The following is a 21,925-nucleotide window of genomic DNA, read 5'->3' as shown; positions in this document are numbered from 1 at the left end:
GGGATTATTTCACCGCAAAGCCGTACTTTTCAAGCACCTTTCGCGCCTCGGCCGACTGGAGGAAGCGGAAGAACTCCCGGGCATCCTGCCTCTTCGCTCCCGTCGCGGTGAGGGCCATGGGGTAGGTGACCCGATCGTGGAGCCGCTCGGGGACCGTGAAGAGAATCTTCGCCTGCTTCCCCAGCAGGAGCGCATCGGTCCGGTAGACAAATGCGCCGTCCACCTCCCCCAGCTCGGCGTACTGCATCGCCTCCCGCACATCCTTGGCCATAACGAGCTTTCCGGTCAGCTCTCTCTCCACCCCGGCCGCCCTGAACGACTCCATCGCGTACTCGCCGGCCGGAACGCTTCTGGGGCTGCCGATGGCGATCTTCCGGAGCTTCGCCAGCTCTTTCATCCCGGCCACCGGCAACTTCGTGGCCCCGGCGAAGACGAGGGAGTTGTAGGCAAAGGCACAACGGCTCGCCTCGTCCGTCAGGTTGCGGTTCTGGAGATAGTCCACCCAGTCCCGGTTGGCCGAGATGAAGATGTCGGCCGGGGCCCCCTGCTCGATCTGCTTGGCCAGGGCGCCGGAAGCACCGTAGTTCGTTTGAAAGGTAACGCCGGCATTCTTCTTCCCGTACTCGGCCGTCAGGCTGTTGACCACCTCCTTGAGGCTGGCGGCCACCGAGAGGTTCAGCCCGGCGGCCAGGGCCGCCGGCGTCAGGAACAGAAGGCTGCAGAGGACGAGGGAGAGAACGTTCATGATCGTGCCCATCGTTTCAATTCTCCTTGAGGATCGATTTGCCGGGAGGGTGGCAGGGTTCGGACCGGCTGCATATCCCCTTCGCAAGGGTGATGCCGAAGGGAACCAATCGGCATGAACCCCGTCATTTCATCAACATACCACGAACACGATCCTCAAGAAGCGGAATCGTCACCATGGCGGTGACATAACGGCGGGCAGAAAAAGGGGGGGAGCACGCTTTTTGGGCAGGAGCCCCGCGCCTTCCCCCCGAGGGGTGTCAGCTGACGCCGAGGATGACGCTCGACGCTTTGAAGAGGGCGCAGGCGTGCCCCCCCGCCTTGATGCCGAGATTTCGGGCGCTCCCGTGGGTGATGACCGCGCTGATGGTATTGCCGCCGCCGATCTCCACGTCCACCTCGGTGCTGACCGGCCCCTCGACCACCTTCGCCACGGTGCCGCACATGATGTTGCGGGCGCTCACCCTGGCGTCGTGGAGATCGGTGCCGATGATGACCGAGCTCGCCTTGATAATGGCACAGGCTTCCGTGCCGACGGCGAGACCGAGGCTGTCGACGCTGGCGTTGGTCACGACCGCGACGACGGGGGTCCCTCCCGTGAGGGTGAGGGTAACTTCGGCGTTCACCGCACCCTTGGTGATGCCGCTGACCGTACCGGAAAATACGTTCCGTGCGCTTAGTTTCATAGCCTTCCTCCTCCTGAATGTGGGCCTCTTCACCAAGCATATCGCGTGAAGCCGTGATGTAAAGGAGCTCTCCCGTGCATCTGACGAACAACAGACGGCACATTCTTCCCCCAAAAATGAAGCATGAAAAAAATATACATATTGTATACAAAATTCAAGGTGTTACCATTGACATCAATTGGCACCGGTTCATGAATTCACGGCGAATGCGCAAGGAGGAACACGCGATGAAGGTCCTCGATTTTGCGCTGGAATTGGAAACAGTGGGGTGGCGCGAACGCGCTGCGGCCCGGTGGAGAGCATGCACGATTTCGTCGCCGCCCCCCTGTGGCACCTGACCTGGGGAGAGTTCAGCAACCTGAAGGAGATGCAGGCGCCCGGCGCCATCAATTCGACTGCAAGGGGGAAGCTATGAAAGTACTTGGTCTCGCATTCGCCATCCTGCTCCTCACCCTCCTCGTGCTGCTGAGCGTGGCAGCCTACGCGCTGGATGCCGGGATACCCGTCACCGAAGAGTACGGGCTTCTGGCCGGCAGCTTCCTCGGCTTCGCCTCCCTCATCGTGGCGGCAAAGCTCATTCCGGGGATCATCCGCTTCGCCGCCATCATCAGGGAGGAGGAGGTAAAGTCGACCGAGGAAACCACCCCCGCCACGGGAGAGAGTTCCGCCTGACACCGGCTCCGGCCGGCCCCCTGACCGCGGTCGGGGGCTGGCCGGAGCGCCGTCCTCCCTGAAAGCCTCCCGCCACGTCCCCCCTCCCCCTTTGTATTTCAGCCGTCCCGTGCTATAAAAATCTAGTACATAATCACATCCATGCAGTGCAGATCAGCGGGAGGAACCATGAAACGGACAGTACTCGCCCTCACGGTCGTCGCCCTCGCCACGGCGGGGTGCTCACAGCCCATGACCCGAACCCAGAAGGGAGCCGCCATCGGCACCGGAACCGGAGCCGCCGTGGGTGCCGGCCTCGGCCAGGCCATCGGCCGGAACACCTCGTCCACCCTCATCGGGGCGGCGGCCGGCGCCCTGGCCGGAGGCGTGACCGGGGGGCTCATCGGCAATTACATGGACAGGCAGGAAGAGGAGATGCGGCAGGCCCTCGCCAACGTCGAAGGGGCAAACGTCCAGCGGAACATGGATACCCTGGCCGTTACCTTCAAGTCCGACATCCTCTTCCCGATCAACTCGGCAACGCTGCAGGCGGGGGCGGGGGATGAAATCGGGCGGGTGGCCAAGGTCCTCACTCAGTACCCCGACACGAGCATCACCATTGCCGGCCACACCGACAGCACCGGGAGCGAGCTCCATAACCAGCAGCTCTCCGAACGGCGCGCCGCCGCGGTCAAGAACGCCCTCGCCGGCCGCGGGGTGGCTCCAGCCCGCATGACCGCCATCGGCTTCGGCAAGGGCAAGCCGGTGGCCGACAACAGCACCGAGGCGGGGCGTCAGCTGAACCGGCGGGTGGAGATCACCATCACCCCCCGGCAGTGAGCCGCTCTGCCTGGAGACCTTTTGACGGCCCGCCCCGCGGCGGGCCGTTTCCTCACCGTCCGCGCCGCAGCAGTTCTTCCGCCGTGGGGAGATCCTCTTCCGCCACGTGGATCTGCTGCGGGCCGATTCCCGCCGCCGGCTCGGGGAGGAGAAAATACTCGACCCCCCCCTCCCGCAGCACTGCCTCCACCCGCGCCAGGTCCGCCGCATCCTTCGGATCGTAAAACTTGACCATTTCCCACCCTCCTCTCTCTCGGACTGCAACCAATTGTACCACGTATTAGACGGTCCTCACTGTGGTGGTTCGAACGGTGGCATTGCCCCGGCAATTGTGGTAGCCTGCAGCGAACTATCGACAAACCACCACTTCCGGGAAGGAGAGAACACCATGATCACGCACATCGTATTCTTCAAGCTGGCCGACCCGACGGCCGCGAACATCGAGACGACGCGGGAGAAACTCGAGAGCATGCGGGGAAAGATCGACGAACTGCGGCAGCTGGAGGTGGGGGTCGACGTCATCCGCTCCGAGCGCTCCTACGATCTGGCCCTGGTGACCAGATTCGACTCCATGGAGGCGCTCCAGGCCTATCAGGTGCACCCCTACCACGCCGGCGAGGTCATCCCCCACATGAAGTCGGTCTGCTCGTCGGTCGTGGCGGTGGACTACGCCTCCTGAGCCCCTGCCATCCGGGAAAAAGAAACGCCCCGTCTCCATCTCCGGAGCGGGGCGTTTCGCATGTATCGAGGGACAGGCAGAGCGGTGCCGGCGCTAGATCCAGCAACTCCCCCCTTCGATATTCTCTCCCTCACTGGTCTTGGGGGAAACCCTGAATTTCGCCTCCCGGACCGCCATTTTGACCTTTCCCATCGCCTCGTCGGTAACATCGCCCAGCTTCTCGCGGACCTCGCGACCGGTCTTGGGGGTGAGGAGGAGTGCAGCGCCGGCGGCGAGGGCCGCTCCGGCAAAGAAGGCGAAGATCGCTGCGGTTTCGGTGTTTCTCGTGTCTGCCATGCGGTACGCTCCTTGGGTCGTCGTAGGCCTCGCATCGAGGCTCATGGATATACTTAACATAGAAACGGCCCCATGAAAACCTCTTGTTGCCGTTCTCCCTCGCCGCCCCCCCAAGGGTCCTACTTGAACTCCGGCGGCGGGGTCACGATCCGCCAGCGGAGGTCGCCGTCCTTCTCCTCGTAGCGCCACTGCTGCACGTCCCGGACGCTCTTCAGGCGGGTGGAGGGGAGGACGTAGTAGTCGATCTCCATATGGACCGTCGCCGTCCCCTTCTCCGGGTCCAGCTCCGTCGACACCACCCGGTAGTCGGCCACGGAAACCCCTTTGGCCGCCGCCCGGGCAAGGCACTCATCCTTCACCCCCCTGTCGGCAAAGGCGAGGCAAGCCTGCTCCAACTCCCGCCACCGGATGCTCCGGTTGTACTCGCGGGAGCTTTCCGTGAAGCGCTCCGATATCAGATAGGGGTTACGGCAGCCGGCGAGGGCAACGGCAACGAAAACGAGGACCAGCACGCGACGAATCCACATGGTGTACCTCACTTTTCCTTGATGTAGCGCACGAGCTCCGCGGCGATCTCGTACCGGCCGAAGGGGGGGACCAGATAGAAACCGCCGACCCGGCCGCGGGCAGCGTCGATGAACTCCCGGGCGATGGCGAGCCCCTCCCGCACCCCTTCGTCCTTCTCCTTCCCCCGCATCCGCTGCCGGATTTCGTCGGGAATCACGATCCCCGGCACCTCGTTGTGGAGGAACTCGCAGTTGCGCTCGCTCACCAGCGGCATGATCCCGGGGAGGATCGGGATGTCGAGGTGGGCCGTCTGCTCCAGCATCCCGTCGAGGCGCGCCAGGTCGTAGATCGGCTGGGTCTGGACGAAGCGGGCGCCGTTGGCGACCTTCTTCTCCAGCCGCCCCGCCTGTACCTCCATCCGCTGACCGTTGGGGTTGAAGGCACAGCCGATGGTGAAACCGGCGCCGCGCCCCAGCGGATTGCCGAGGGCGTTCACCCCGGCGTTCAGGTCGGCGAGAAGCTTGATCAGGGTGAAGGAGTTCAGGTCGTAGACCGAGGAGGCGCCGGCCTGCTCGCCGATCCGCGCCGGATCGCCGGTCACCGCCAGGATGGAGCGGATGCCGAGGAGGCTCGCCCCCATGAGGTCGGACTGGAGGCCGAGGAGGTTGCGGTCCCGGCAGGTGACGTGGACGATCACCTCGATCCCCGCCTCCCGCTGGACCAGGTGCCCCAGGGCGATGTTCCCCATCCTGATGCGGGCCAGGGGATTTTCGGCGATGTTGATGGCATCGGCCCCGGCGGCCTTCAGCACCCGGCTGCCGGCGATGATCTTGTCGCAGTCGAATCCCTTGGGAGGATCGAGCTCCACGGTGACCACCGGCTCCTTCCCCCAGCGAGCCAGGAATCCTTCCGCGACCGCGGCGGCCTCCCGGCGCTCCTCCGCCGGCAGTTCCGGCACCACCACCTGCCGCACCGCGGGACGCATCCCGCCGAGGCGTTCCGCCAGGCGCCGGATATGCTCCGGCGTGGTGCCGCAGCACCCCCCCACCAGCGCCGCGCCGGCCTCCACCATCTCCACGGCCCGCTCGGCGAAGTAGTCGGGGGTGGTCCGGTAGACGTGGCGGCCGTTCACGTATTCCGGAAAGCCGCTGTTGGGATAGGCGGCCAGGGGGCGGTCGGTCACCCGCGCCATCCGCCGGACGGTCCCCAAAATCTCCAGGGGGCCGGCCCCGCAGTTGGCACCGATGACGTCGGCCCCGCCGGCGGCCAGTTCCAGCGCCACCCGCTCCACGTCGAGGCCGCCGGCGATGCGCCCCTGCTCCAGAAATGCCATGTTCGCCACCACCGGCAGTCCCGTCTCCCGGGCCGCCACCAGGGCGCAGATGAGCGGGGAGAGATCGGTGAAGGTCTCCAGAATGAGGAGGTCGACCCCCCCCTCGGCAAGGGCCCCGGCCTGCCGCCGGTAGATCTCGGTGGTCTCCGCGGCGGAGAGCTCCCGCTCCTCCCCCTTCAGCCGAACCAGGGGCCCCACGGAGCCCGCCACGAAGGCGTCGTAGCCGGCGGCCGCCCTCCGGGCCAGTTCGGCCCCCCGGAGGTTGATCTCCCGCTCCCGCTTCTCCAGGCCGATGGCCGCCAGCTTGGTCCCGTTGGCGCCGAAGGTGTTGGTCTCGATCACCCGGGCCCCGGCGGTCAGGTACTCGCGGTGAAGCTCCAGGACCAGCTCCGGCCGCACCAGGTTCAGGTGCTCTACATTGGCGTCGAGGGGGACCCCCTTGGCGTAGAGCATGGTGCCGATGGCGCCGTCCCCCACGAGGACCTCGGATTTCAGGCGTTCGATAAATGTCATGGCTTAGAGTTTCCCCAGCACCTTCAGCAGGTGCGGCACCATCTGCTTCTTCCGCGACATGACCCCCTTGAGCTCGTAGAGGTGGGGCTCCAGCTGGGGATACCCCATGAGGTGGGCGAGCTCGTTCTTCCCTTCCGCCAGGAAGAGGGTCGTCTCGGTGTAGATGTCGGTCACCATGAGGCCGGCGAGGTCGAGGCGGTCGGCCGCCTTGACCGCTTTCAGCGTCTCCCGGAGGGTCTCCTTCAGCTCGCGGAACTCGTCGAACCCCACCACCTCCACCTGGCCAACCCCGAAGAGGGTCTCGCCGGCGGTGAAGTGCTTGAAGTCGGAGCGGATCGCCTTCTCCGGCGTGCCGTGGGCCGAGAAGCCGCCGCAAGCGGAGAAGATATCCTTGCCGAAGGTGACGTGGTCGAGCCCCGACCGCTCCTCGAGCCAGGCCACCAGTTCCCGGTCGCGGCCGGTGGTGGTGGGGGACTTGAGGATGACGGTGTCCGAGAGGATCCCGGCCAGGAGGAGCGCCGCCATCTTCTGGTCGGGTTCCACCCCCCCCTCACGGTAGAGGGAGGCGACCACGGTGCAGGTGCTCCCCACCGGCGCCGCCATGAAGGTGATCGGCTGGTTCGTCGGGGGGTTGCCGAGCTTGTGGTGATCGATCACCTCCAGGATCTCCACCGCCTCGGCGCCGGGAACCGACTGCCCGAGCTCGTTGTGGTCCACGAGGATCAGGGCGTAGGGGATGGGGGAGAGCAGCGACGACTTGGTGGCCACGCCGGCGATGGTCCCGTCCTCCTCCACCGCGATCACCGCCGGCTCCCCCGAGTGGAGGAGTTTGAGCCGCAGGTGCTCCATGGGCTCGGCGACGCCGATCTTCTCGAACTTCGCCTCCACGAAACGGGAAAGGGGGGTGGCGAGGCGGGCCAGCCAGGCGGCGGTGGCGGTGTCGTGGGGGGTGGAGAGGACCGTGACCCCCTTTGCCTTCGCCCGGGCGAGGAGGTCATCGTCGATGCCGAAGCCGCCGGTCACCACGAGGAGCCGCGCCCCCCGCTCGATGGCCGACTGGTGGATGCTCTGACGGTCGCCGGTCATGATGAGGAGCGTTGCCGGGTCGTACCCCTCGATCCGCCCCGAGAACGACTCCTCCAGCATGGCGCCGATGAAGAGGTGGAGGTGCTCAACCCCCTCATCCGCCCCGCCGGCGAGGAAGGTGCCGTCGAGGCAGGCGGCCAGCGAGCGGAGGGAGGCGTCGATCCCGCGCTTGCGGTCGGTGCCGGCCACGAGGTACTTCTCGGAGAGGCGGAGCAGCGACACGAGCCCGAGGGGTGCACCGTCAGCGTCCACTACCGGCAGGACCCGGATGGTGTTGGCGTAGAAAAGCTCCAGCGCCTCCTTGAGCGGCATCTCCGCGGAGGCGGTCACCGGCTGGCGCTTCAGGATGTCGCGCACCTTGGGGTGGACGTCGGCCAGATACGTCGGCGCCTCGATGCCGAGCCGGTCGAGGATGTACCGGGTCTGGGGATTCGGCTCCCCCGCCATGGCGGCGGCCACGTGGCGATGGCCGGTCCGTCGCTTCAGCTCCGCGTAGGCGATGGCCGACGCTATCGAATCGGTGTCGGGGTTGCGGTGCCCGATCACGTAAACCTGCTTTGTCATCACTGCTCCTGTCGGGTTTTTCTGGCGTTCCACGGCGCTCCCGTGGTATGAGAGGGGTGCTTTCACGATCCTGCGACACGAGGTGTTTTCCGCATGCACGAAGCGATACAGTGGCTCGTCGCCACCATCGGCGCCATGGGCTATCCCGGCGTCTTTCTCCTGATGGCGATGGAAAGCTCCGTCATCCCGATCCCCAGCGAACTCGTCATGCCCCCCGCCGGCTACCTCGCCCACCAGGGGGAGATGAACATCGGGGCGGCCATCCTCTGCGGCACCGCGGGGAGCCTCGTCGGCGCCTACGCCAACTATTTCGCCGCTCGCTGGCTCGGCCGGCCGCTGCTTCTAAAATACGGGAAGTATGTCTGGATTACGGAGGAGAAGTTCGCGAAAGTCGAATCATTCTTCCACAAACACGGGGAGATTTCAACGTTCATCGGCCGCCTCCTCCCGGTGGTACGGCACCTGATCTCCCTCCCTGCGGGGCTTGCCGGGATGCGCCACGGCAAATTCGCCTTCTATACCACCCTCGGCGCCTTCTTCTGGGTAACGATCCTCACCGGCATCGGTTACCTCATCGGCCGCGAAGAGGCGCTCATCATGCGCTACTCCCATCAGGCGGTGATCGGGGTGCTCATCTTCAGCGTGGTGCTGGTGGCGGTGTACGTACGGCGGCAGCGACGCACGAGCCGCTCCTGACCGAACCTTAGCCCCGAAACGAAAGAACCCCGGAACAGGCCCTGTCCCGGGGTTCTTTGCATTTTGCCCGTTTTGTCCTACTTCGGCACCTTCTCCCAGTCCTTCAGGAACCGCTCGATGCCGGCGTCGGTGAGGGGATGCTTGGCCAGCTGGAGCATGACCGAGAAGGGGATGGTGGCGATGTCGGCCCCGATGAGGGCGGCGTCCAGGACGTGGACCGGGTTCCGGACGCTGGCCACGATGATCTCGGCGGTGTAGCCGTAGTTGTCGAAGATGGTCTTGATCTCGTCGATGATCCCCATGCCGTCCTGGGAGATGTCGTCGAGGCGGCCGACGAAGGGGGAGACGTAGGTGGCGCCGGCCTTGGCGGCCAGGAGCGCCTGCATCGGGGTGAAGATCAGGGTGACGTTGGTCTTGATCCCCTCCTTGGTGAGGGTGGCGCACGCCTTGAGCCCTTCCGGGGTCATGGGGAGCTTGACGACGATGTTCTTGTGGATCTTGGCCAACTCCTCGGCCTCACGGATCATCCCGTCGTGCTCCAGGGAGACCACCTCGGCGGAGATGGGGCCGTCCACGATCCCGGTGATCTCCTTGATGACATCCTCGAACTTGCGCCCCGACTTGGCGATGAGGGACGGGTTGGTGGTAACGCCGTCGACGAGGCCGAGCTCGTGGGCCTCGCGGATCTCGTTGACGTCAGCGGTGTCGATGAAAAACTTCATGCTGCTACCTCCATGGGTGTGTTATGGCGTAAGTGGGCGAACCGCACCGGCGGCTCACCTGCTTTCAATCTTCTCGCGGTACTTCTCCAGGCAGGCCATGGAGCAGAAATGGATCCGCTCCCCCTCCAACCGACCGATGACCGCATCCTCCTCGGTCACATAGACCCCGCAGACCGGGTCCCGGAAGGTCTCCTCCTTCACCGGACCGGCGACCGGCGGCGCGTCTCCGTCCTTCTTCTGCCCCATCCCCTTCACCACCCGGTACCCCACGTAGATGAGGAGGAGCCAGATCAGCATTCTCGTCATTGCGAACTCCTAGACCTTGGTCACCCGCTCCCCCGCGGGTATGGCGCGCAGCAGCTCATCCATCCGCCGGCCGAGGCGGGGGTGGATGACGTCGGGGGCGATCTCCGCCAGGGGAACGAGGACGAAGCGGCGTTCATGGAGCCGGGGGTGGGGAATGACGAGGTCGTCCCCGTCGAGGAGCAGGCTGCCGTAGAGGAGGATGTCCAGGTCCATGGTGCGGGGGCCCCAGGGAATCTCCCGGCGCCTCCCGAAGACGGCGGTCTCAATCCCCTGGAGCGCGGCGAGGAGCTCGCGGGGGGAAAGGGTGGTCTCGACCCGCAGGACCGCGTTGAGGAAGTTCTCCTGGGGGACCGGCCCCACCGGCTCGGTGTCGTAGAATCCCGAGAGGGCGGTGATCCGCGTCCCGGGCAGCTTGCCGACCTCGGCCACTCCCCGCAGCAGGTTCAGTTCCCGCTCTCCCTGGTTCGAGCCGAGGGCTATGAAGACGTTCGATTCCACCGGAAGATTAGAGCATAACGGAACATATTTTACAAGGGAGCAGAACCGCCGTCGCCAGCCCGCGGCCTTCGGTGCCGGACTCAGTGCAGCTCTTCCCCCGTCGTGGTCATGACGAGCTTGCCGTGCTTGACACCCTTGGTGCCGATCAGCTCGTCGGCGATCTTTTTCACCTCCCGGGCCTTTCCCCGGACCACGAGGACCTCCAGGCAGTTGTGGGGGTCGAGATGGACGTGGAGGGCGGAGATGATCTCGTTGTGATGGGCGTGCTGCTGCTCGGTCAGCTTGTCGGAAAGATCGCGCACATGGTGGTTGTAGACGAGGGTGACGGTGCCGACGGTCTCCTCCTCCCCCGCCTCCCACTTGAGCTCCACCAGGGCCCCCCGGATCAGGTCGCGGATCGCCTCGGAACGGTTCATGTACCCCTTCTGCTCGATGAGCCGGTCAAAGCTCTCCAGGAGCATCTCGTCGATGGAGATGCCGAATCTGACGGTTTCGCCCATTGCGTTCTCCCATTTGCGGCGGCGGATGTCGTAAAACGGGTGCGATGATAGAATACTTTCCCGGAGAGATAAACGAAAAAACGAAGCGACAGGATACCGCCACACGCCGCCATACCGCGCTGCGCCGCCCCTCCCGACGACGGAAGGGACTTGCGGTCGCCGGCGGCACATCGTATGCTAGGGGGAGCAAGAATACATCCCCCCAGGAGGAAAAATCATGTCCATCACACGTAACGCCATAGCACTTCTGCTGCTCGCCTCCCTGACCATGACCGCCGGCTGCACCACCTACCAGGCCCAGGGGGGGATGGCAGGCGGTGCCATGGGAGGACTCGCCGGGGCCATCCTTGACCATCGGAACCCGTGGCGCGGCGGGGTGGTCGGGGCAGTCCTCGGCTCCGTGGCCGGCGCAACCATCTCCGAAATCTCGGTCCGCGGAAGCCGGGAGGCGGTGGGGGCGGGGAGGCCGGTGGAGTACCGCACCGACGACGGCCGGGGCTACTACCATGCCGAGCCGGTCCAGGTCGACCAGCATACGAAGTGCCGCAAGGTGCGGGAGCGGATCTACGACAACGACCGCCTCGTCAAGGATCACGTAAGGGAAGTCTGCGAAGGGGAGAAAGACGAAGATCGGTACTGACCTCTCCGCCACATCCGGCAGAAACGAGCCCGGCCCCACGGCCGGGTTCTTTTTTTGCCCGCTACCGCCGGAGGTGGCGCAGCGCGAAGGCGGCGAGGAAGAGGGAGAAGTTCAGGAAGATGATCGTCGCCCCCGTGGGGAGGTTGCCGAGGAACGAGAGGACGATGCCGGCCGTCACCGTGGTGACCCCGATGACCGCCGCCAGGAGGATGGCGGTCCGGAATCCGCGGGCGAGCTGGAGCGAGGTCACCGCCGGGAGGATGAGGAGCGCCGAGATGAGCATGATCCCCACCACCTTCATGGCGAGCACCACGGTGAGGGCGGTGAGGAGGACGAGGACCGCGTTGATCCGGTCGACCCGGATGCCGGAGGTGCGGGCCAGCTCCTCGTCGAAGGTGATGGCGAAGAGATCGCGGTAGAAGAGGATGACCGTGGCGCAGACCACCACGAAGAGGACGGCGGTCTGCCCCAGTTCGAAGGGGCTGATGGAGAGGATGTTGCCGAAGAGGTAGCTGAAGAGGTCGACGTTGAACCCCCCCGCCATGCTGGCGAGCATGATGCCGGTGGCGATCCCCAGCGACGAGACGATGCCGATGGCGGCGTCGCCGTAGATCCGGGCCCGCTCGGCGAGCTTCAGGATCCCGAGGGCGGAGAGAAGCACGCAGGGGATGGCGGCGATGGAGACGTAGACCGACTGGAAGCGGAGGAGCAGGGCAATGGCCACGCTCCCGAAGGTGACGTGGGCGAGCCCGTCGCCGATGAGCGAGAGGCGGCGCAGCACGAGGAAGACCCCGAGGACCGCGCAGAGTGCCGCGATGAGCGAGCCGGCCGCCAGGGCCCGCAGCAGGAATCCGTACTGGAAGATTTCGAGGAAGGTCACGTATATTCTCCAGCCCGCGGCGATTTCGCGTCCAGGCCACGGCGGCGAGGAGTTGCCGACGAGCCAACGCCGGTATGGGCGCGAAGGCGCCGCGGGCTAATGCCGATGGCAGATCAGGTGCTGGGAATGGATTCCGAAAAAGTCCGACATCTCCGGCGAATCACAGAAGGAGTCGAACCCTCCGTAGAAGACCACCCGCTTGTCCAGGTAGAGGAGCCGCGAGGCGTAGCGCCCGATGGAGCCGCTGTCGTGGGTGACGAGGATCACCGTCGTCCCGCGGGTCCGGTTCAACTCCTGGATGATCCCGTAGAAGTTCTCCCGGGTCTCCGGGTCGAGGGCGGTGGTCGGCTCGTCGAGCAGCAGCAGCTCCGGTTCGTTCACCAGGGCCCGGGCCAGGAGCACCCGCTGCCGCAGCCCCCCCGACAGCTCCCCCACCAGCCGGTCGCGGATCGCCTCGATCCCCATGAGGGCCAGCACCCGCTCCACGGCGCCGGCATCGCCGCGCCCCACGCGCCGGGGGAACGGCCGCCCCGCCAGGAGGCCGAGGGCCACCACCTCGGCGACGGTGGCCGGGAAGTGGGGGTTGAAGTGCTGGAGCCCCTGGGGGAGGTAGCCGATCCGTTGCCACTGGCTGAAGCGGGAACGCTCGGTCCCGAAGAGGTCGACCGTTCCCCGGTCGGGGCGGGCGAGCCCGAGGATGCACCGGATCAGGGTGCTCTTCCCCGAGCCGTTGGGGCCGACGACCCCGACGTAATCCCCCGCCGCCACCTCGAAGGTGACGTCCCGCAGCGCCTCGGCGCCATGGTAGGCGAGGGAGACCCCGTTGACCGCCACGACCGCTACCGGCATTGGAGTCCCACCCGGAGATTTTCGAGGTTCCGCTCCATGAGGGAGAGGAAGGTGACACCCCGCGCCAGGTCGTCCCGGCCGATGGTATGGGCTCCGTTCAGCATCAGGACGGCGGCGCCGGTCTCCCGCGCGATGGTCTCCGCAGTGCGCGGGTCGAGCAGCTCTTCGGTATAGATCACCTTCAGCCCCTCCTGGCGGATCTTCTTCACGAGCGCCGCCAGCTTCGCCGGCGTCGGCTCGGCATCGGCGCTGACGGCGTAGGCCGATTCGTAGGTAAGCCCGTAGCGGCTGGCCAGGTAGCCGAAGGCAAAGTGCCCGCCGTGGAGGAAGATCCGCTTGGCGCAGGTGGCGAGCCCGGCGCGGTAGCGCTCGTCGAGCGCGGCAAGCTTCTTCCCGTAGGCGGCGGCGTTGGCCCGGTAGTACTCCCGGTTGGCCGGATCCCTGGCCTCAAGGGCCGCCGCGATGTTGTCCACCATCACCCGGGCATTGGCGAAATCGAGCCAGAGGTGCGGGTCGATCCCCCCCTCGTGGTGGTCCCCCTTCCCGCCGCCATGGTCATGGTCGTGATCGGCGTCCCCGGCCGTCTTCAGGAGGCGCGCCCCTCTGCTGGCGTCAACCACGGCAAGATTCGCCGACCCGCTCCCCTTCACGAGGCCGCCGGCCCACGGCTCCATGGCGGGATTGGTGAAGACGAAGAGATCGGCCTTGTGAACCCGGACGATATCCTCGGGACGGGGCTCGAAACTGTGGGGCTCCACCCCGGGGGGGAGGAGCATCGTCACCTCGGCCCGGTCCCCCGCCACGTTCCGGGCAAACTCGTAGACCGGAAAAATCGTCGCCACGACCCGGAGCTTGCCCGTCTGCCCCGCCGTCCCGGCCTCCTTCCGGCACCCCGTGGCGCCGAGCACCAGGAGCGCCCCCGCCAGCAAAAGCCACCACCGCTTCATTGCACACCCTCCCCCGCCGCCAGACAATCGCGGCAATACCCGTTCACCTGCATGATGTGGGAAACCACCTTCCCCTTCACCCGCTGCTCGATCTCGGCCAGGCCGCAGAACTCCAAGTCCTCCACCCGCCGGCACGACAGGCAGACAAAGTGATGGTGATGGCTCCGGTTATCGCAGAAGTAGTAATAGAGCTTCCGGTCCGGGTGGAGGATCGTGGTCAGGACGCCGCCGGCGGCCAGTTCGTCCAGGTTGCGGTAGACCGTCGGAAGGCCGATGCGGCCGAAGCGGAGCTTCAGCTTCCGCCAGAGCTCCTCGGGGGTCGCGTACCCTCCCTCGTCCGCCAGCAGGTCGAGGATGGCCCGGCGTCTCGGGGTGATCTTCAGGTTGAGATCGCGCAGCAGGGCATCAAAGTGGTGGTTCATAAAGAACGTTCCGCACAAACAGAAATCATTTCCATTTAAAATACCGTCTCGCGGCCGTTTGTCAAGACGGGAAACGCCTCCGTTGACTCCCTCCGGCAGATGGGCTACAGTGACCCGATCCGTACCAGCACCGCAACGAAGGAGGTGCAGCATGCTCATCGGCAGGCTTCCCCACCGCGGCGACCTCATCGAGGAACTGACGAAGGTTGCCGTCGAAAACGGCATCAAGGCCGGCGCCGTCCAGGTGATCGGCGCCCTGGAGCGGGCGACGCTCGGCTTCTACGATCAGTGGCACAAGAGCTACCGCCAGCTCCCCTTCGACCGGAACGTGGAGATCGTCTCGGGGCTCGGCAACGTTTCGCTGCGGGACGGCGCCCCCTTCGTCCACCTCCACCTCTCCATCTCCGACGAAGAGGGAAACGTCTTCGGCGGCCACGGAATGGCGGGGTGCACCATCTTCGCCGCCGAATACTTTATCCTCCCCATCCCGGGGATCCAGCCGATCCGCACCTTCGACGAAACCACCGGCCTCCACCTCTGGGAGCGGATGCGCTACGCGCCGGGGAGCCCCGACGACATCCCCCCCGACCTCAAGCGGGCACTCTTCATCCCGTGAGGGGGACCACCCCCTCCCCTCGACCCAGGAACCCATGAAAGCAGGATACGACAGGTGGACCCCATCCCCGGAAGAGCTGGAGCTTGAACGCAAGCGCAGGGAGTTCCACGCCCTGGAGCGCCGTCTCGCCAAGCTCGAGCACGACCTGGACGACCTGCGGGAGGAGATCGGCGAGTTCGAGAAGCTCTACGCCACCACCATGGCCGACCGGATCAGGGAGCTGGACCAGCTGAAGCAGGAACTGGCGCGGGCCCGGACCGAGGCGGCCGCCGCCGGCGGGGAGGAAGACGCGGAAACCGCGCCGCGCCGCCCCTATGGCCTGCGGGACGAGGAGCCGGAGCAGGAGGAGGTGCCGCGGGTGCAGACCGGCACCGCAGGCACGGCGCGAAGCGAGAGCATCAGGGATGTCTACCGGAAGGTGGCCAAGGCAATCCACCCCGACCTGGCCGGGAGCGAAGAGGAGCGGAAGCGGCGCCAGAAGCTGATGGCCGAGGCGAACCGCGCCTACGCCGAAGAGGATCGGGTGACCCTCCAGTCGATCCTGGAGGAGTGGGAGCTCTCCCCCGAGGCGGCAGTGGCCGTCGGCACCGCCGGGGAACTGGCGCTGCTGACTCGCCGGATCGCCCGGCTGGCGGAGCGGGTCAGGACGGTGGAGCGGGAGAGCGCACGGCTGCGGGGGACGGAGATCTACCGGCTCGTCCAGCGGGTGGAGGAGGCGAAGTGGCGCGGCCGCGACATCATCGCCGAGATGGCGGCGAAGCTCGATGCCGAGATCCTCGCCACCTGCCGGATGCTGAACGGCCTCGACCGCCCGCGCCGGGCCGCCCCCCCGAAACCGCCCCGGAGCCCCCCGCCGCCATGGCGTACCGCACCGTCCGCTTCCCCGCCGACTCATCCCTCGGCACCCTCTTCGTTCGGGAGCGGAACTCCGGGAACTTCCTGGACTGGAAACGGCTCGGCGAGGCGGTCGGCGCCGTGGCGGTGCCGGCGGGAAAGGCCCTGCGGCTCGACGTCCGGGAGGGGGGGGTGGCCAACATGGACCTCCTGGCCGCCCTCGGCACCGACGATCTGCAGGCCTGTTTCCTCTACGGTGCCAGCGACGACGACCTGACCCACATCCTGCGGCTCACGGGGATCGAGGAGCTCTACCTGGCGGGAAACGCCATCACCGGTGAAGGGCTCGTGCACCTCCTGGAGCTGAAACGGCTGGAGCGGGTCTACCTCTACGACACCCGGGTGACCGATGCGGGGCTCGTCTCCCTCAGGCATCTCCCCCGGCTCCGCTCCGTCACCCTCTGCAACGCCCCCGTCACCGAAGCGGGGGTGAACCGCCTCCGGCTCGCCGCCCCCTCCTGCCGGGTGGTGACCCTCCAGAGCGGCCGCCGCTAGCCGCCTCTTCCCCTCACCCCGCCAGCGCCCGCCCCAGGGCCTCCAACAGCAGGTCATTCTCTTCCCCGCTCCGCACCGCCACCCGGAAAAACCGCCCGTCGAGCCCCCGGAAGGAGGAGCAGTCGCGCACCAGGATCCGCTCCACCGCCAGCCTCCGGCAGAGCTCGGCGGCGGCCGGCCCCGCCGTGATCTCCACCAACAGATAGTTCGCCGCCGACGGAAAGGGAGAGAGCCCGGGGAGCCGGGCAAGCCCCGCCGCCAGCCGCTCCCGCTCCGCCGCCACGAGGGCGCGGGTCCGTTCCGCGTACCCTTCGTCGGCCAGGGAGGCGATCCCGGCCACCTGGGCGAGGGTATTCACGCTCCACGGCTCCCGCAGCGCCGCCAGCCGGGCGATGGTGGAGCGGTGCCCGATGGCGTAGCCGAGTCGCAGCCCCGGGACGGCGTAGAACTTGGTCAGGGAGCGGAGGACGACCATCCCCTCCCGCGCCGTGGCCTCCCTTTTGGCTGACTCCTCCTCGCAAAAGTCGATGAACGCCTCGTCGAGAACGAGGAAGGTGCCGCGACGGCGGCAGAGCTCCATGACGGCGGTGATCTCGTCGCGCCGGAGGAGCCTGCCGGTGGGGTTGCCGGGATTGCCGAGGAAGAGGAGGCCATGGCCGCCCGCGGCGAGCCGGCCGTCGAGCAGCTCCGGCGCCAGGGCGAACCCCTCCGCCGGATCCAGCTCCAGGTAGTCGACCTCCCAGCCGCTCCGGTGGAGGCTCTTGGCGTACTCCGAGAACGGCGGCGCCACCACGAGGGCCCGTCCCCCCGCCGCCAGCCGCGGCACCAGGTAGATGAGCTCCGTGGAGCCGTTGGCGACGCAGATCTGCTCCGCCCCGACCCCGTGGTGGCGCGCCAGGGCGTCGCGCAGCTCCGCCGCCTCGCTGTCGGGGTAGTGGACGAGGCGGTCGAAGGCGGCGGCCACCGCCTCCCGCACCCCCGGCACCGGCCCCAGGGGGTTGATGCTGGCGGAAAAATCGAGGATCTCCTCCGGCGGCACGCCAAGGGAGCGGGCCACGGCAAAGACCGTCCCCCCATGGTCGAAAACGCTCTTCACACGCCCTCCCTAAGGATGAGATGGATCAGCCAGAACGCCACCAGCGCCCCCTCGGAGCCGTACATGAGCCGCACGGCTCCGCGCCAGGCGGCCGCATCGAGGGGGCGGAGCGGCTCACCGATGGTCGGCTTCTCCACCGGTGTGCCGAAATAGGCGTTGGTCCCGCCGAGCCGCACGCCGAGGGCGCCGGCCACGGCCGCCTCGGGGATGCCGCTGTTGGGGGAGGAGTGGTTGCGGCCGTCCCGGACCATGGTCCGGAGGGCCCGGCACCCCGAACAGCCGGCCAGGGGGGCCACGAGGCAGATCAGGAGGCCGGCGATCCGCGACGGGATCAGGTTCGCCAGGTCGTCGCAGCGGGCCGAGGCCCAGCCGAAATACCGATAGCGTTCGTTCTTGTACCCGACCATGGAGTCGAGGGTATTGACCGCCTTGTAGGCGAGGGCCAGCGGGGCCCCTCCCACCATGAGGAAGAAGAGGGGGGCGATCACCCCGTCGGAGGTGTTCTCGGCCACCGTCTCCACCGTGCCGCGCCAGATCTCGGGCTCGCTGAGCTCCGCCGTGTCGCGGCCGACGATGTAAGAGAGGAAGCGCCGCGCCTCCGGGAGGTCACCGGTCGCCAGGGCGCGGGCCACCAGCCCCGACTCGCCGTGGAGCGAGCGGGCCGCGAGACAGGTCCAGCCGAGAAGGGCCGAGACGGCGATTCCGGCGGCGGGATGGAGGAGCGCCGCCCCCCGCACGAGCCCCCACGCGGTCCCGAAGGTGGCGCCGACGGTCAGCACCAGGAGCAGCACCCCCCCGAGCCGCTCGTTCGGCACCAGGCGCCGCAGGAGCCCTTCCAGCGCCGCAATCAGTCTCCCGATCTGCACCACCGGATGGGGGAGCCACCGCGGGTCCCCCAGGAGAAGGTCCAGCGCCACGGCGACGAGGATGGCGAGCGCCGCCCCGTTCACCGGGGGATACCGCAGAGGGCGAAGAGCCGCTCCAGATCCAGGTGCCGTTCGAGGTGGGCGGCAAGCCGATCGAAGGGGTCCAGTCCCTGCTCCGCGGCCGGACGCTCTTCCAGCCCCTTGCTCCGGCGGAGACGGTTGAGGAACGAGATGCGGAACCCGGCATTGTCGAAGAGCCCGTGGAGGTAGGTGCCGAAGACCCGGCCGTCGCTGGAGACGGCGCCGTCCAGGACCTCCACCCCCCTCCCCGAGCGCTCCGTGAGCCGGGCAAAGGGGCGGACGCCCGGGCCGAGGATCGTCTCCCCCATGTGGATCTCGTACCCCCCCAGCTCCGGCCGGCAGCGGGGGGCCACCTGGAAGCCGGCGGGGAGGAGTTCGGCCCCGGCCTGGTGGGTGGTCTTGCGCTCCAGCATCACCGTCACCACGTCCAGGAGCCCGAGCCCCTCGGCCTCGCGGACCGACGACTCCACGGCATGGGGGTCCGAAACCCGCTTGCCGAGCATCTGGTACCCGCCGCAGATGCCGACGATGGGCCCCGGGAATGCCCGGATCGCGTCGAAGAGCCCCCGCTCCACGAGGAAGAGGAGGTCGGTGGTGGTCGCCTTGCTCCCGGGGAGGATGAGGAGGTCGAGCCCCCGGAGCTGCTCCTCTCCCTCCACGTAGGTGAGGTGCACGTCCGGTTCCCCCTCCAGGGGGTCGAAGTCGGTATAGTTGGAGATCCGCGACAGCTTCACCACCCCGATGTTGAGCCGGTCGTCCGCGCTCCCCGCCGGCCGCCTCTCCACCCGCTTTTCGAGGGCCACGCTGTCCTCCTCGGGGATGCGGAAGCCGGTGAAGTACGGCACCACCCCCAGGACCGGCACCCCGGTGCGCCGCTGTACGAAGTCGATCCCCGGCCCAAGGAGCGAGGCATCGCCCCGGAACTTGTTGATGACCACCCCGACGATCCGCTCCCGCTCCGCCGGCTCCAGGAGCTCCAGGGTGCCGACGATCTGGGCGAAGACCCCGCCGCGGTCGATGTCGGCCACCAGGATCGCCGGGGCGCCGGCCATCTCCGCCACCCGGAGGTTGGCGATGTCGTGGGCCTTGAGGTTGATCTCGGCGATGCTGCCGGCCCCCTCGATGACGACGAAGTCGTGGGCCGCCGCCAGCCGCCCGTAGCTCTCCCGCACCTTGGCGAAGGCGACCGGCTTGTAGGCGTGATACTCCTGCACCGCCATGGTCCCCACCACCGTCCCCTGGACGACGACCTGGCTGCCGGTGTCCGACGAGGGTTTCAGGAGGATCGGGTTCATGTCGGTGTGGGGGGGGATGCCGCACGCCGCCGCCTGCACCGCCTGGGCGCGGCCGATCTCCCCCCCCTCGGGGGTCACGGCGGAGTTGAGGGCCATGTTCTGGGACTTGAACGGCGCCACCCGCACCCCCCGGTTCTTCAGGAGGCGGCAGATGCCGGCGGTGAGGACCGATTTCCCCACGTCCGAGGCGGTGCCGACCACCATGAGGGCCTTGCCGCTACCGGGGGCGGGGGCTTGGGGAGCGGGGGGGTGCGCCTTACGCTCCTGCCGCGCCCCGCGCTTCGGCTCCCGAGCGCCGGCGGCGTAGCCGCGCGGGGTCACCATCCGCCCCTCCCGGTCGACGAAGGTGGCGGAGTTGCCGACGATGACCAGGGAGAACATGTCGATGGGGGTTTCCAGCATCCGCCCCAGGGTGGTGACGTGCCGCTCCTCCCCCTCCCGCAGCGCGTTGCGGACGATCCCCACCGGGGTCTCCGATGGGCGGGCGGCGAGGAGGATCGAGCGCGCCTCCTCGATCTGCGTCACCCGCCCCTTGCTCCGGGGGTTGTAGAGAGCCACCACGAAATCCGCCGCCGCGGCCGCCACCAGGCGCCGCTCGATCAGGTCCCAGGGGGTGAGGAGATCGGAGAGGGAGATGACGGCGAAGTCGTGCATGAGGGGGGCGCCGAGGACGGAGGCCGCCGCCTGCACCGCCGAGACGCCGGGGACGACGACCACCTCGGGGGGGGCGGCCATCTCCGCCGCCAGCTCCAGGGCAAGCCCCGCCATGCCGTAGATGCCGGCGTCGCCGCTGGATACCAGGGCCACGACCTTTCCCGACGCGGCGATGTCGAGGGCCTCGCGGCAGCGCTCCACCTCCCGCATCATCCCGGAGGAGACGATCTCCTTCCCGGCGATCAGCGGCTGGATCAGCTCCAGATAGGTCTTGTAGCCGACCACCACCTGGGCCGCGTCGAGGGCCTCGTTGGCCTGGAAGGTCATATGGTCGAGATCGCCGGGACCGATGCCGACGACGTAGAGCTTGGACATAACACCTCTGATATGTGCCACAGAGAGGCAGAGAAGACTTCTTGAATGTTCCCTGCGTCACGGTGGCAGATTTTATGGGATTTCCGCGATAGCCAACGTCAGGTTTCCGCTCTTGATCTTTTTGAGGAGAAGGCTTCCGCCGCTGGCGGCGAGGAGTGCCGCCGGCTCGGCAACGCCGGTGGCTCCGATGGCCTCCAGGGCGTGGGCGGAAGGGGGCGACGGCACGGTGACGCCGTTCAGTTCGGCGCTCTCGAAGAACCGCAGCGGCAACGAGTGCTTCCGGGCGAAGGCGATGAGCCCCGCCTCCTCCCGCTTGGCCGCGGCGCTGCCGATGCAGGCGACGCTCCGGAGCGAGAGGAAGAGGCGCTTCAGCTGCCCCAGCACCACCTCCTCGATCTCCTCCGCCGTGGTGCCGCTGTTGCAGCCGATGCCGAGGGCGAGGTTCTTCGGCCGGAGCACCAGGAGCTTCTCCGCCTGGGCCTGGGGAGGGAGGCGCCGGTTGGTGACGAAGACGAACCCCCGGGCGCCGCTCTGGAGGGCCTGCACGAAAGTGTCGTGAAAGGAGAGCCGCCCCCTGCCGTGGAAATAGGGGCGCACCCGGTCGGTGGGGTCCACCACGGCGATCTCCTCACCCTCCAGCAGCAGGGCGTTGAGGCTCTTCACCCGGTCGAGCTCTTCGATGGCCCACCCCGCCTCCTTCGCCAGCATGTCGAAGGAGGGGAGATCGTTGGCATCGGTGGCGGTGGTGATCACCTCCCGGGCACCGGTGAGGAAGGCGCAGCGGCAGGCGAGCCCGTTGGCCCCCCCGAGGTGCCCCGAGAGGAGCGAGATGGCGAACCTGCCGGCATCGTCCATCACCACCACCGCCGGGTCCACATCCTTCCCTGCCAGGTGGGGGGCGATCATCCGGACCACGATCCCTGCCGCCATGATGAAGACGAGACCGTCATAGGCGGGCCAGAGCCGCGCCACAAGCCCCTTCAGTTCTCCGTTGAATGGCAGCGCCCCTTTTCCCGCCTGCCCCGCGAACTTCTGCAGCACGTGAAGCTCCGCGGTGCCGAGCCCGTCCCGGAGCTGGGTGCCGAGGCGGGCGCCGTTGCGGGTTATGGCGATGATGGCGATGCGCATGTTTGTCGACACTCCAAGTCGTTATC

General features: G+C 67.4%; 27 protein-coding genes. 8 read left to right on the top strand and 19 right to left on the bottom strand.

What is annotated here, in order from left to right; all coding sequences use genetic code 11:
• Positions 1-4: 4 nt before the first annotated feature.
• Positions 5-757 (bottom strand): molybdate ABC transporter substrate-binding protein, encoded by a 753-nt coding sequence (gene modA / locus GPICK_RS02820; RefSeq protein ID WP_039740337.1) that lies wholly within the window; start codon positions 755-757, stop codon positions 5-7.
• 247 nt (positions 758-1,004) lie between these two features.
• Positions 1,005-1,430: a TOBE domain-containing protein gene (locus tag GPICK_RS02815; RefSeq protein WP_039740336.1), complete on the bottom strand. Its 426-nt coding sequence runs from the start codon at positions 1,428-1,430 to the stop codon at positions 1,005-1,007.
• A 411-nt stretch (positions 1,431-1,841) separates the two neighbouring features.
• Here GPICK_RS02815 and GPICK_RS02810 point away from each other — a divergent pair, with 411 nt between their 5' ends.
• Both GPICK_RS02810 and GPICK_RS02805 read left to right on the top strand, forming a co-directional pair.
• Positions 1,842-2,102, top strand: coding sequence for a hypothetical protein (locus GPICK_RS02810; protein ID WP_039740334.1), 261 nt, complete (start codon positions 1,842-1,844; stop codon positions 2,100-2,102).
• A gap of 168 nt (positions 2,103-2,270) precedes the next feature.
• Positions 2,271-2,921 carry an OmpA family protein gene (locus tag GPICK_RS02805; RefSeq protein ID WP_039740332.1) on the top strand — a complete coding sequence of 217 codons (651 nt, stop codon included), beginning with the start codon at positions 2,271-2,273 and terminating at the stop codon, positions 2,919-2,921.
• Between the two features lie 52 nt (positions 2,922-2,973).
• On the opposite strand, the gene GPICK_RS02800 is transcribed toward GPICK_RS02805, so the two are convergent.
• Positions 2,974-3,156 (bottom strand): putative signal transducing protein, encoded by a 183-nt coding sequence (locus GPICK_RS02800; protein WP_039740330.1) that lies wholly within the window; start codon positions 3,154-3,156, stop codon positions 2,974-2,976.
• A gap of 153 nt (positions 3,157-3,309) precedes the next feature.
• On the opposite strand from GPICK_RS02800, the gene GPICK_RS02795 reads away from it, so the two are divergent.
• Positions 3,310-3,600 carry a Dabb family protein gene (locus GPICK_RS02795; RefSeq protein ID WP_039740329.1) on the top strand — a complete coding sequence of 97 codons (291 nt, stop codon included), beginning with the start codon at positions 3,310-3,312 and terminating at the stop codon, positions 3,598-3,600.
• A 93-nt stretch (positions 3,601-3,693) separates the two neighbouring features.
• Here GPICK_RS02795 and GPICK_RS02790 read toward each other — a convergent pair whose 3' ends face one another.
• The 4 genes from GPICK_RS02790 to GPICK_RS02775 all read right to left on the bottom strand — a co-directional run bounded on the left by GPICK_RS02790 (position 3,694) and on the right by GPICK_RS02775 (position 7,939).
• Positions 3,694-3,936: a YtxH domain-containing protein gene (locus GPICK_RS02790; RefSeq protein WP_039740327.1), complete on the bottom strand. Its 243-nt coding sequence runs from the start codon at positions 3,934-3,936 to the stop codon at positions 3,694-3,696.
• Positions 3,937-4,055: 119 nt separating this feature from the next.
• Complete coding sequence (locus GPICK_RS02785) at positions 4,056-4,463, bottom strand: hypothetical protein (protein ID WP_039740325.1); 408 nt, start codon at positions 4,461-4,463, stop codon at positions 4,056-4,058.
• 8 nt (positions 4,464-4,471) lie between these two features.
• On the bottom strand, positions 4,472-6,289 hold the full coding sequence (locus GPICK_RS02780) for a bifunctional homocysteine S-methyltransferase/methylenetetrahydrofolate reductase (protein ID WP_039740323.1): 1,818 nt from the start codon (positions 6,287-6,289) through the stop codon (positions 4,472-4,474).
• Between the two features lie 3 nt (positions 6,290-6,292).
• Positions 6,293-7,939 carry a putative manganese-dependent inorganic diphosphatase gene (locus GPICK_RS02775; RefSeq protein WP_039740322.1) on the bottom strand — a complete coding sequence of 549 codons (1,647 nt, stop codon included), beginning with the start codon at positions 7,937-7,939 and terminating at the stop codon, positions 6,293-6,295.
• A gap of 93 nt (positions 7,940-8,032) precedes the next feature.
• On the opposite strand from GPICK_RS02775, the gene GPICK_RS02770 reads away from it, so the two are divergent.
• Positions 8,033-8,635 (top strand): DedA family protein, encoded by a 603-nt coding sequence (locus GPICK_RS02770; RefSeq protein ID WP_039740319.1) that lies wholly within the window; start codon positions 8,033-8,035, stop codon positions 8,633-8,635.
• A 77-nt stretch (positions 8,636-8,712) separates the two neighbouring features.
• Here the strand turns inward: GPICK_RS02770 and fsa are convergent, their stop codons facing one another.
• From fsa to nikR, 4 genes are all read right to left on the bottom strand, one after another.
• Positions 8,713-9,357, bottom strand: coding sequence for a fructose-6-phosphate aldolase (gene fsa / locus GPICK_RS02765; protein WP_039740317.1), 645 nt, complete (start codon positions 9,355-9,357; stop codon positions 8,713-8,715).
• Between the two features lie 54 nt (positions 9,358-9,411).
• On the bottom strand, positions 9,412-9,663 hold the full coding sequence (locus tag GPICK_RS02760; RefSeq protein ID WP_039740316.1) for a transcriptional regulator: 252 nt from the start codon (positions 9,661-9,663) through the stop codon (positions 9,412-9,414).
• A gap of 9 nt (positions 9,664-9,672) precedes the next feature.
• Positions 9,673-10,161 (bottom strand): 2-amino-4-hydroxy-6-hydroxymethyldihydropteridine diphosphokinase, encoded by a 489-nt coding sequence (folK, locus tag GPICK_RS02755; protein WP_039740314.1) that lies wholly within the window; start codon positions 10,159-10,161, stop codon positions 9,673-9,675.
• A gap of 80 nt (positions 10,162-10,241) precedes the next feature.
• Complete coding sequence (nikR, locus tag GPICK_RS02750) at positions 10,242-10,661, bottom strand: nickel-responsive transcriptional regulator NikR (protein WP_039740313.1); 420 nt, start codon at positions 10,659-10,661, stop codon at positions 10,242-10,244.
• Positions 10,662-10,878: 217 nt separating this feature from the next.
• Here nikR and GPICK_RS02745 point away from each other — a divergent pair, with 217 nt between their 5' ends.
• Positions 10,879-11,301, top strand: a complete 423-nt coding sequence (locus tag GPICK_RS02745) for a glycine zipper 2TM domain-containing protein (RefSeq protein ID WP_039740310.1) — start codon at positions 10,879-10,881, stop codon at positions 11,299-11,301.
• Positions 11,302-11,362: 61 nt separating this feature from the next.
• On the opposite strand, the gene GPICK_RS02740 is transcribed toward GPICK_RS02745, so the two are convergent.
• The 4 genes from GPICK_RS02740 to GPICK_RS02725 all read right to left on the bottom strand — a co-directional run bounded on the left by GPICK_RS02740 (position 11,363) and on the right by GPICK_RS02725 (position 14,399).
• Positions 11,363-12,181, bottom strand: coding sequence for a metal ABC transporter permease (locus tag GPICK_RS02740; RefSeq protein ID WP_039740308.1), 819 nt, complete (start codon positions 12,179-12,181; stop codon positions 11,363-11,365).
• Between the two features lie 96 nt (positions 12,182-12,277).
• On the bottom strand, positions 12,278-13,030 hold the full coding sequence (locus GPICK_RS02735) for a metal ABC transporter ATP-binding protein (protein ID WP_039740306.1): 753 nt from the start codon (positions 13,028-13,030) through the stop codon (positions 12,278-12,280).
• Positions 13,021-13,977, bottom strand: a complete 957-nt coding sequence (locus tag GPICK_RS02730) for a metal ABC transporter substrate-binding protein (RefSeq protein ID WP_039740304.1) — start codon at positions 13,975-13,977, stop codon at positions 13,021-13,023. Before GPICK_RS02730 ends, GPICK_RS02735 begins: the two co-directional genes overlap by 10 nt.
• Positions 13,974-14,399 carry a Fur family transcriptional regulator gene (locus tag GPICK_RS02725; protein WP_039740302.1) on the bottom strand — a complete coding sequence of 142 codons (426 nt, stop codon included), beginning with the start codon at positions 14,397-14,399 and terminating at the stop codon, positions 13,974-13,976. Before GPICK_RS02725 ends, GPICK_RS02730 begins: the two co-directional genes overlap by 4 nt.
• Positions 14,400-14,550: 151 nt before the next feature.
• On the opposite strand from GPICK_RS02725, the gene GPICK_RS02720 reads away from it, so the two are divergent.
• Genes GPICK_RS02720 through GPICK_RS17720 form a run of 3 tightly spaced genes read left to right on the top strand, consistent with a single transcriptional unit; the run spans position 14,551 to position 16,404 of the window.
• On the top strand, positions 14,551-15,015 hold the full coding sequence (locus tag GPICK_RS02720; protein ID WP_039740300.1) for a PPC domain-containing DNA-binding protein: 465 nt from the start codon (positions 14,551-14,553) through the stop codon (positions 15,013-15,015).
• A 34-nt stretch (positions 15,016-15,049) separates the two neighbouring features.
• On the top strand, positions 15,050-16,126 hold the full coding sequence (locus tag GPICK_RS02715) for a hypothetical protein (RefSeq protein ID WP_236685623.1): 1,077 nt from the start codon (positions 15,050-15,052) through the stop codon (positions 16,124-16,126).
• The gene (locus GPICK_RS17720; RefSeq protein WP_236685622.1) at positions 16,042-16,404 is read left to right on the top strand and encodes a leucine-rich repeat domain-containing protein; all 363 of its coding nucleotides are present in this window, start codon (positions 16,042-16,044) and stop codon (positions 16,402-16,404) included. The genes GPICK_RS02715 and GPICK_RS17720 overlap by 85 nt, the downstream gene beginning before the upstream one ends.
• Positions 16,405-16,417: 13 nt before the next feature.
• Here GPICK_RS17720 and cobD read toward each other — a convergent pair whose 3' ends face one another.
• The 4 genes from cobD to GPICK_RS02695 all read right to left on the bottom strand — a co-directional run bounded on the left by cobD (position 16,418) and on the right by GPICK_RS02695 (position 21,899).
• Positions 16,418-17,500: a threonine-phosphate decarboxylase CobD gene (gene cobD / locus GPICK_RS02710; RefSeq protein WP_039740298.1), complete on the bottom strand. Its 1,083-nt coding sequence runs from the start codon at positions 17,498-17,500 to the stop codon at positions 16,418-16,420.
• Complete coding sequence (cbiB, locus tag GPICK_RS02705) at positions 17,497-18,450, bottom strand: adenosylcobinamide-phosphate synthase CbiB (protein WP_039740297.1); 954 nt, start codon at positions 18,448-18,450, stop codon at positions 17,497-17,499. Before cbiB ends, cobD begins: the two co-directional genes overlap by 4 nt.
• The gene (locus GPICK_RS02700) at positions 18,447-20,771 is read right to left on the bottom strand and encodes a cobyric acid synthase (RefSeq protein WP_039740295.1); all 2,325 of its coding nucleotides are present in this window, start codon (positions 20,769-20,771) and stop codon (positions 18,447-18,449) included. Before GPICK_RS02700 ends, cbiB begins: the two co-directional genes overlap by 4 nt.
• A 72-nt stretch (positions 20,772-20,843) precedes the next feature.
• Positions 20,844-21,899, bottom strand: coding sequence for a cobalt-precorrin 5A hydrolase (locus GPICK_RS02695; protein ID WP_039740294.1), 1,056 nt, complete (start codon positions 21,897-21,899; stop codon positions 20,844-20,846).
• Between the last annotated feature and the right edge of the window lie 26 nt (positions 21,900-21,925).

Origin of the sequence: Geobacter pickeringii, assembly GCF_000817955.1 — a bacterium.
Classification (GTDB): domain Bacteria; phylum Desulfobacterota; class Desulfuromonadia; order Geobacterales; family Geobacteraceae; genus Geobacter; species Geobacter pickeringii.
The sequence above is the reverse complement of the archived record's forward strand: the minus strand, read 5'-3'. Positions and strand labels throughout refer to the sequence as shown.

Excerpts from the sequence above, each read along its gene's own strand:
- modA (WP_039740337.1), bottom strand. The coding sequence starts at position 757 with ATGGGCACGATCATGAACGTTCTCTCCCTCGTCCTCTGCAGCCTTCTG.
- GPICK_RS02815 (WP_039740336.1), bottom strand. The coding sequence starts at position 1,430 with ATGAAACTAAGCGCACGGAACGTATTTTCCGGTACGGTCAGCGGCATC.
- GPICK_RS02810 (WP_039740334.1), top strand. The coding sequence starts at position 1,842 with ATGAAAGTACTTGGTCTCGCATTCGCCATCCTGCTCCTCACCCTCCTC.
- GPICK_RS02805 (WP_039740332.1), top strand. The coding sequence starts at position 2,271 with ATGAAACGGACAGTACTCGCCCTCACGGTCGTCGCCCTCGCCACGGCG.
- GPICK_RS02800 (WP_039740330.1), bottom strand. The coding sequence starts at position 3,156 with ATGGTCAAGTTTTACGATCCGAAGGATGCGGCGGACCTGGCGCGGGTG.
- GPICK_RS02795 (WP_039740329.1), top strand. The coding sequence starts at position 3,310 with ATGATCACGCACATCGTATTCTTCAAGCTGGCCGACCCGACGGCCGCG.
- GPICK_RS02790 (WP_039740327.1), bottom strand. The coding sequence starts at position 3,936 with ATGGCAGACACGAGAAACACCGAAACCGCAGCGATCTTCGCCTTCTTT.
- GPICK_RS02785 (WP_039740325.1), bottom strand. The coding sequence starts at position 4,463 with ATGTGGATTCGTCGCGTGCTGGTCCTCGTTTTCGTTGCCGTTGCCCTC.
- GPICK_RS02780 (WP_039740323.1), bottom strand. The coding sequence starts at position 6,289 with ATGACATTTATCGAACGCCTGAAATCCGAGGTCCTCGTGGGGGACGGC.
- GPICK_RS02775 (WP_039740322.1), bottom strand. The coding sequence starts at position 7,939 with ATGACAAAGCAGGTTTACGTGATCGGGCACCGCAACCCCGACACCGAT.
- GPICK_RS02770 (WP_039740319.1), top strand. The coding sequence starts at position 8,033 with ATGCACGAAGCGATACAGTGGCTCGTCGCCACCATCGGCGCCATGGGC.
- fsa (WP_039740317.1), bottom strand. The coding sequence starts at position 9,357 with ATGAAGTTTTTCATCGACACCGCTGACGTCAACGAGATCCGCGAGGCC.
- GPICK_RS02760 (WP_039740316.1), bottom strand. The coding sequence starts at position 9,663 with ATGACGAGAATGCTGATCTGGCTCCTCCTCATCTACGTGGGGTACCGG.
- nikR (WP_039740313.1), bottom strand. The coding sequence starts at position 10,661 with ATGGGCGAAACCGTCAGATTCGGCATCTCCATCGACGAGATGCTCCTG.
- GPICK_RS02745 (WP_039740310.1), top strand. The coding sequence starts at position 10,879 with ATGTCCATCACACGTAACGCCATAGCACTTCTGCTGCTCGCCTCCCTG.
- GPICK_RS02735 (WP_039740306.1), bottom strand. The coding sequence starts at position 13,030 with ATGCCGGTAGCGGTCGTGGCGGTCAACGGGGTCTCCCTCGCCTACCAT.
- GPICK_RS02730 (WP_039740304.1), bottom strand. The coding sequence starts at position 13,977 with ATGAAGCGGTGGTGGCTTTTGCTGGCGGGGGCGCTCCTGGTGCTCGGC.
- GPICK_RS02725 (WP_039740302.1), bottom strand. The coding sequence starts at position 14,399 with ATGAACCACCACTTTGATGCCCTGCTGCGCGATCTCAACCTGAAGATC.
- GPICK_RS02720 (WP_039740300.1), top strand. The coding sequence starts at position 14,551 with ATGCTCATCGGCAGGCTTCCCCACCGCGGCGACCTCATCGAGGAACTG.
- GPICK_RS02715 (WP_236685623.1), top strand. The coding sequence starts at position 15,050 with ATGAAAGCAGGATACGACAGGTGGACCCCATCCCCGGAAGAGCTGGAG.
- GPICK_RS02700 (WP_039740295.1), bottom strand. The coding sequence starts at position 20,771 with ATGTCCAAGCTCTACGTCGTCGGCATCGGTCCCGGCGATCTCGACCAT.
- GPICK_RS02695 (WP_039740294.1), bottom strand. The coding sequence starts at position 21,899 with ATGCGCATCGCCATCATCGCCATAACCCGCAACGGCGCCCGCCTCGGC.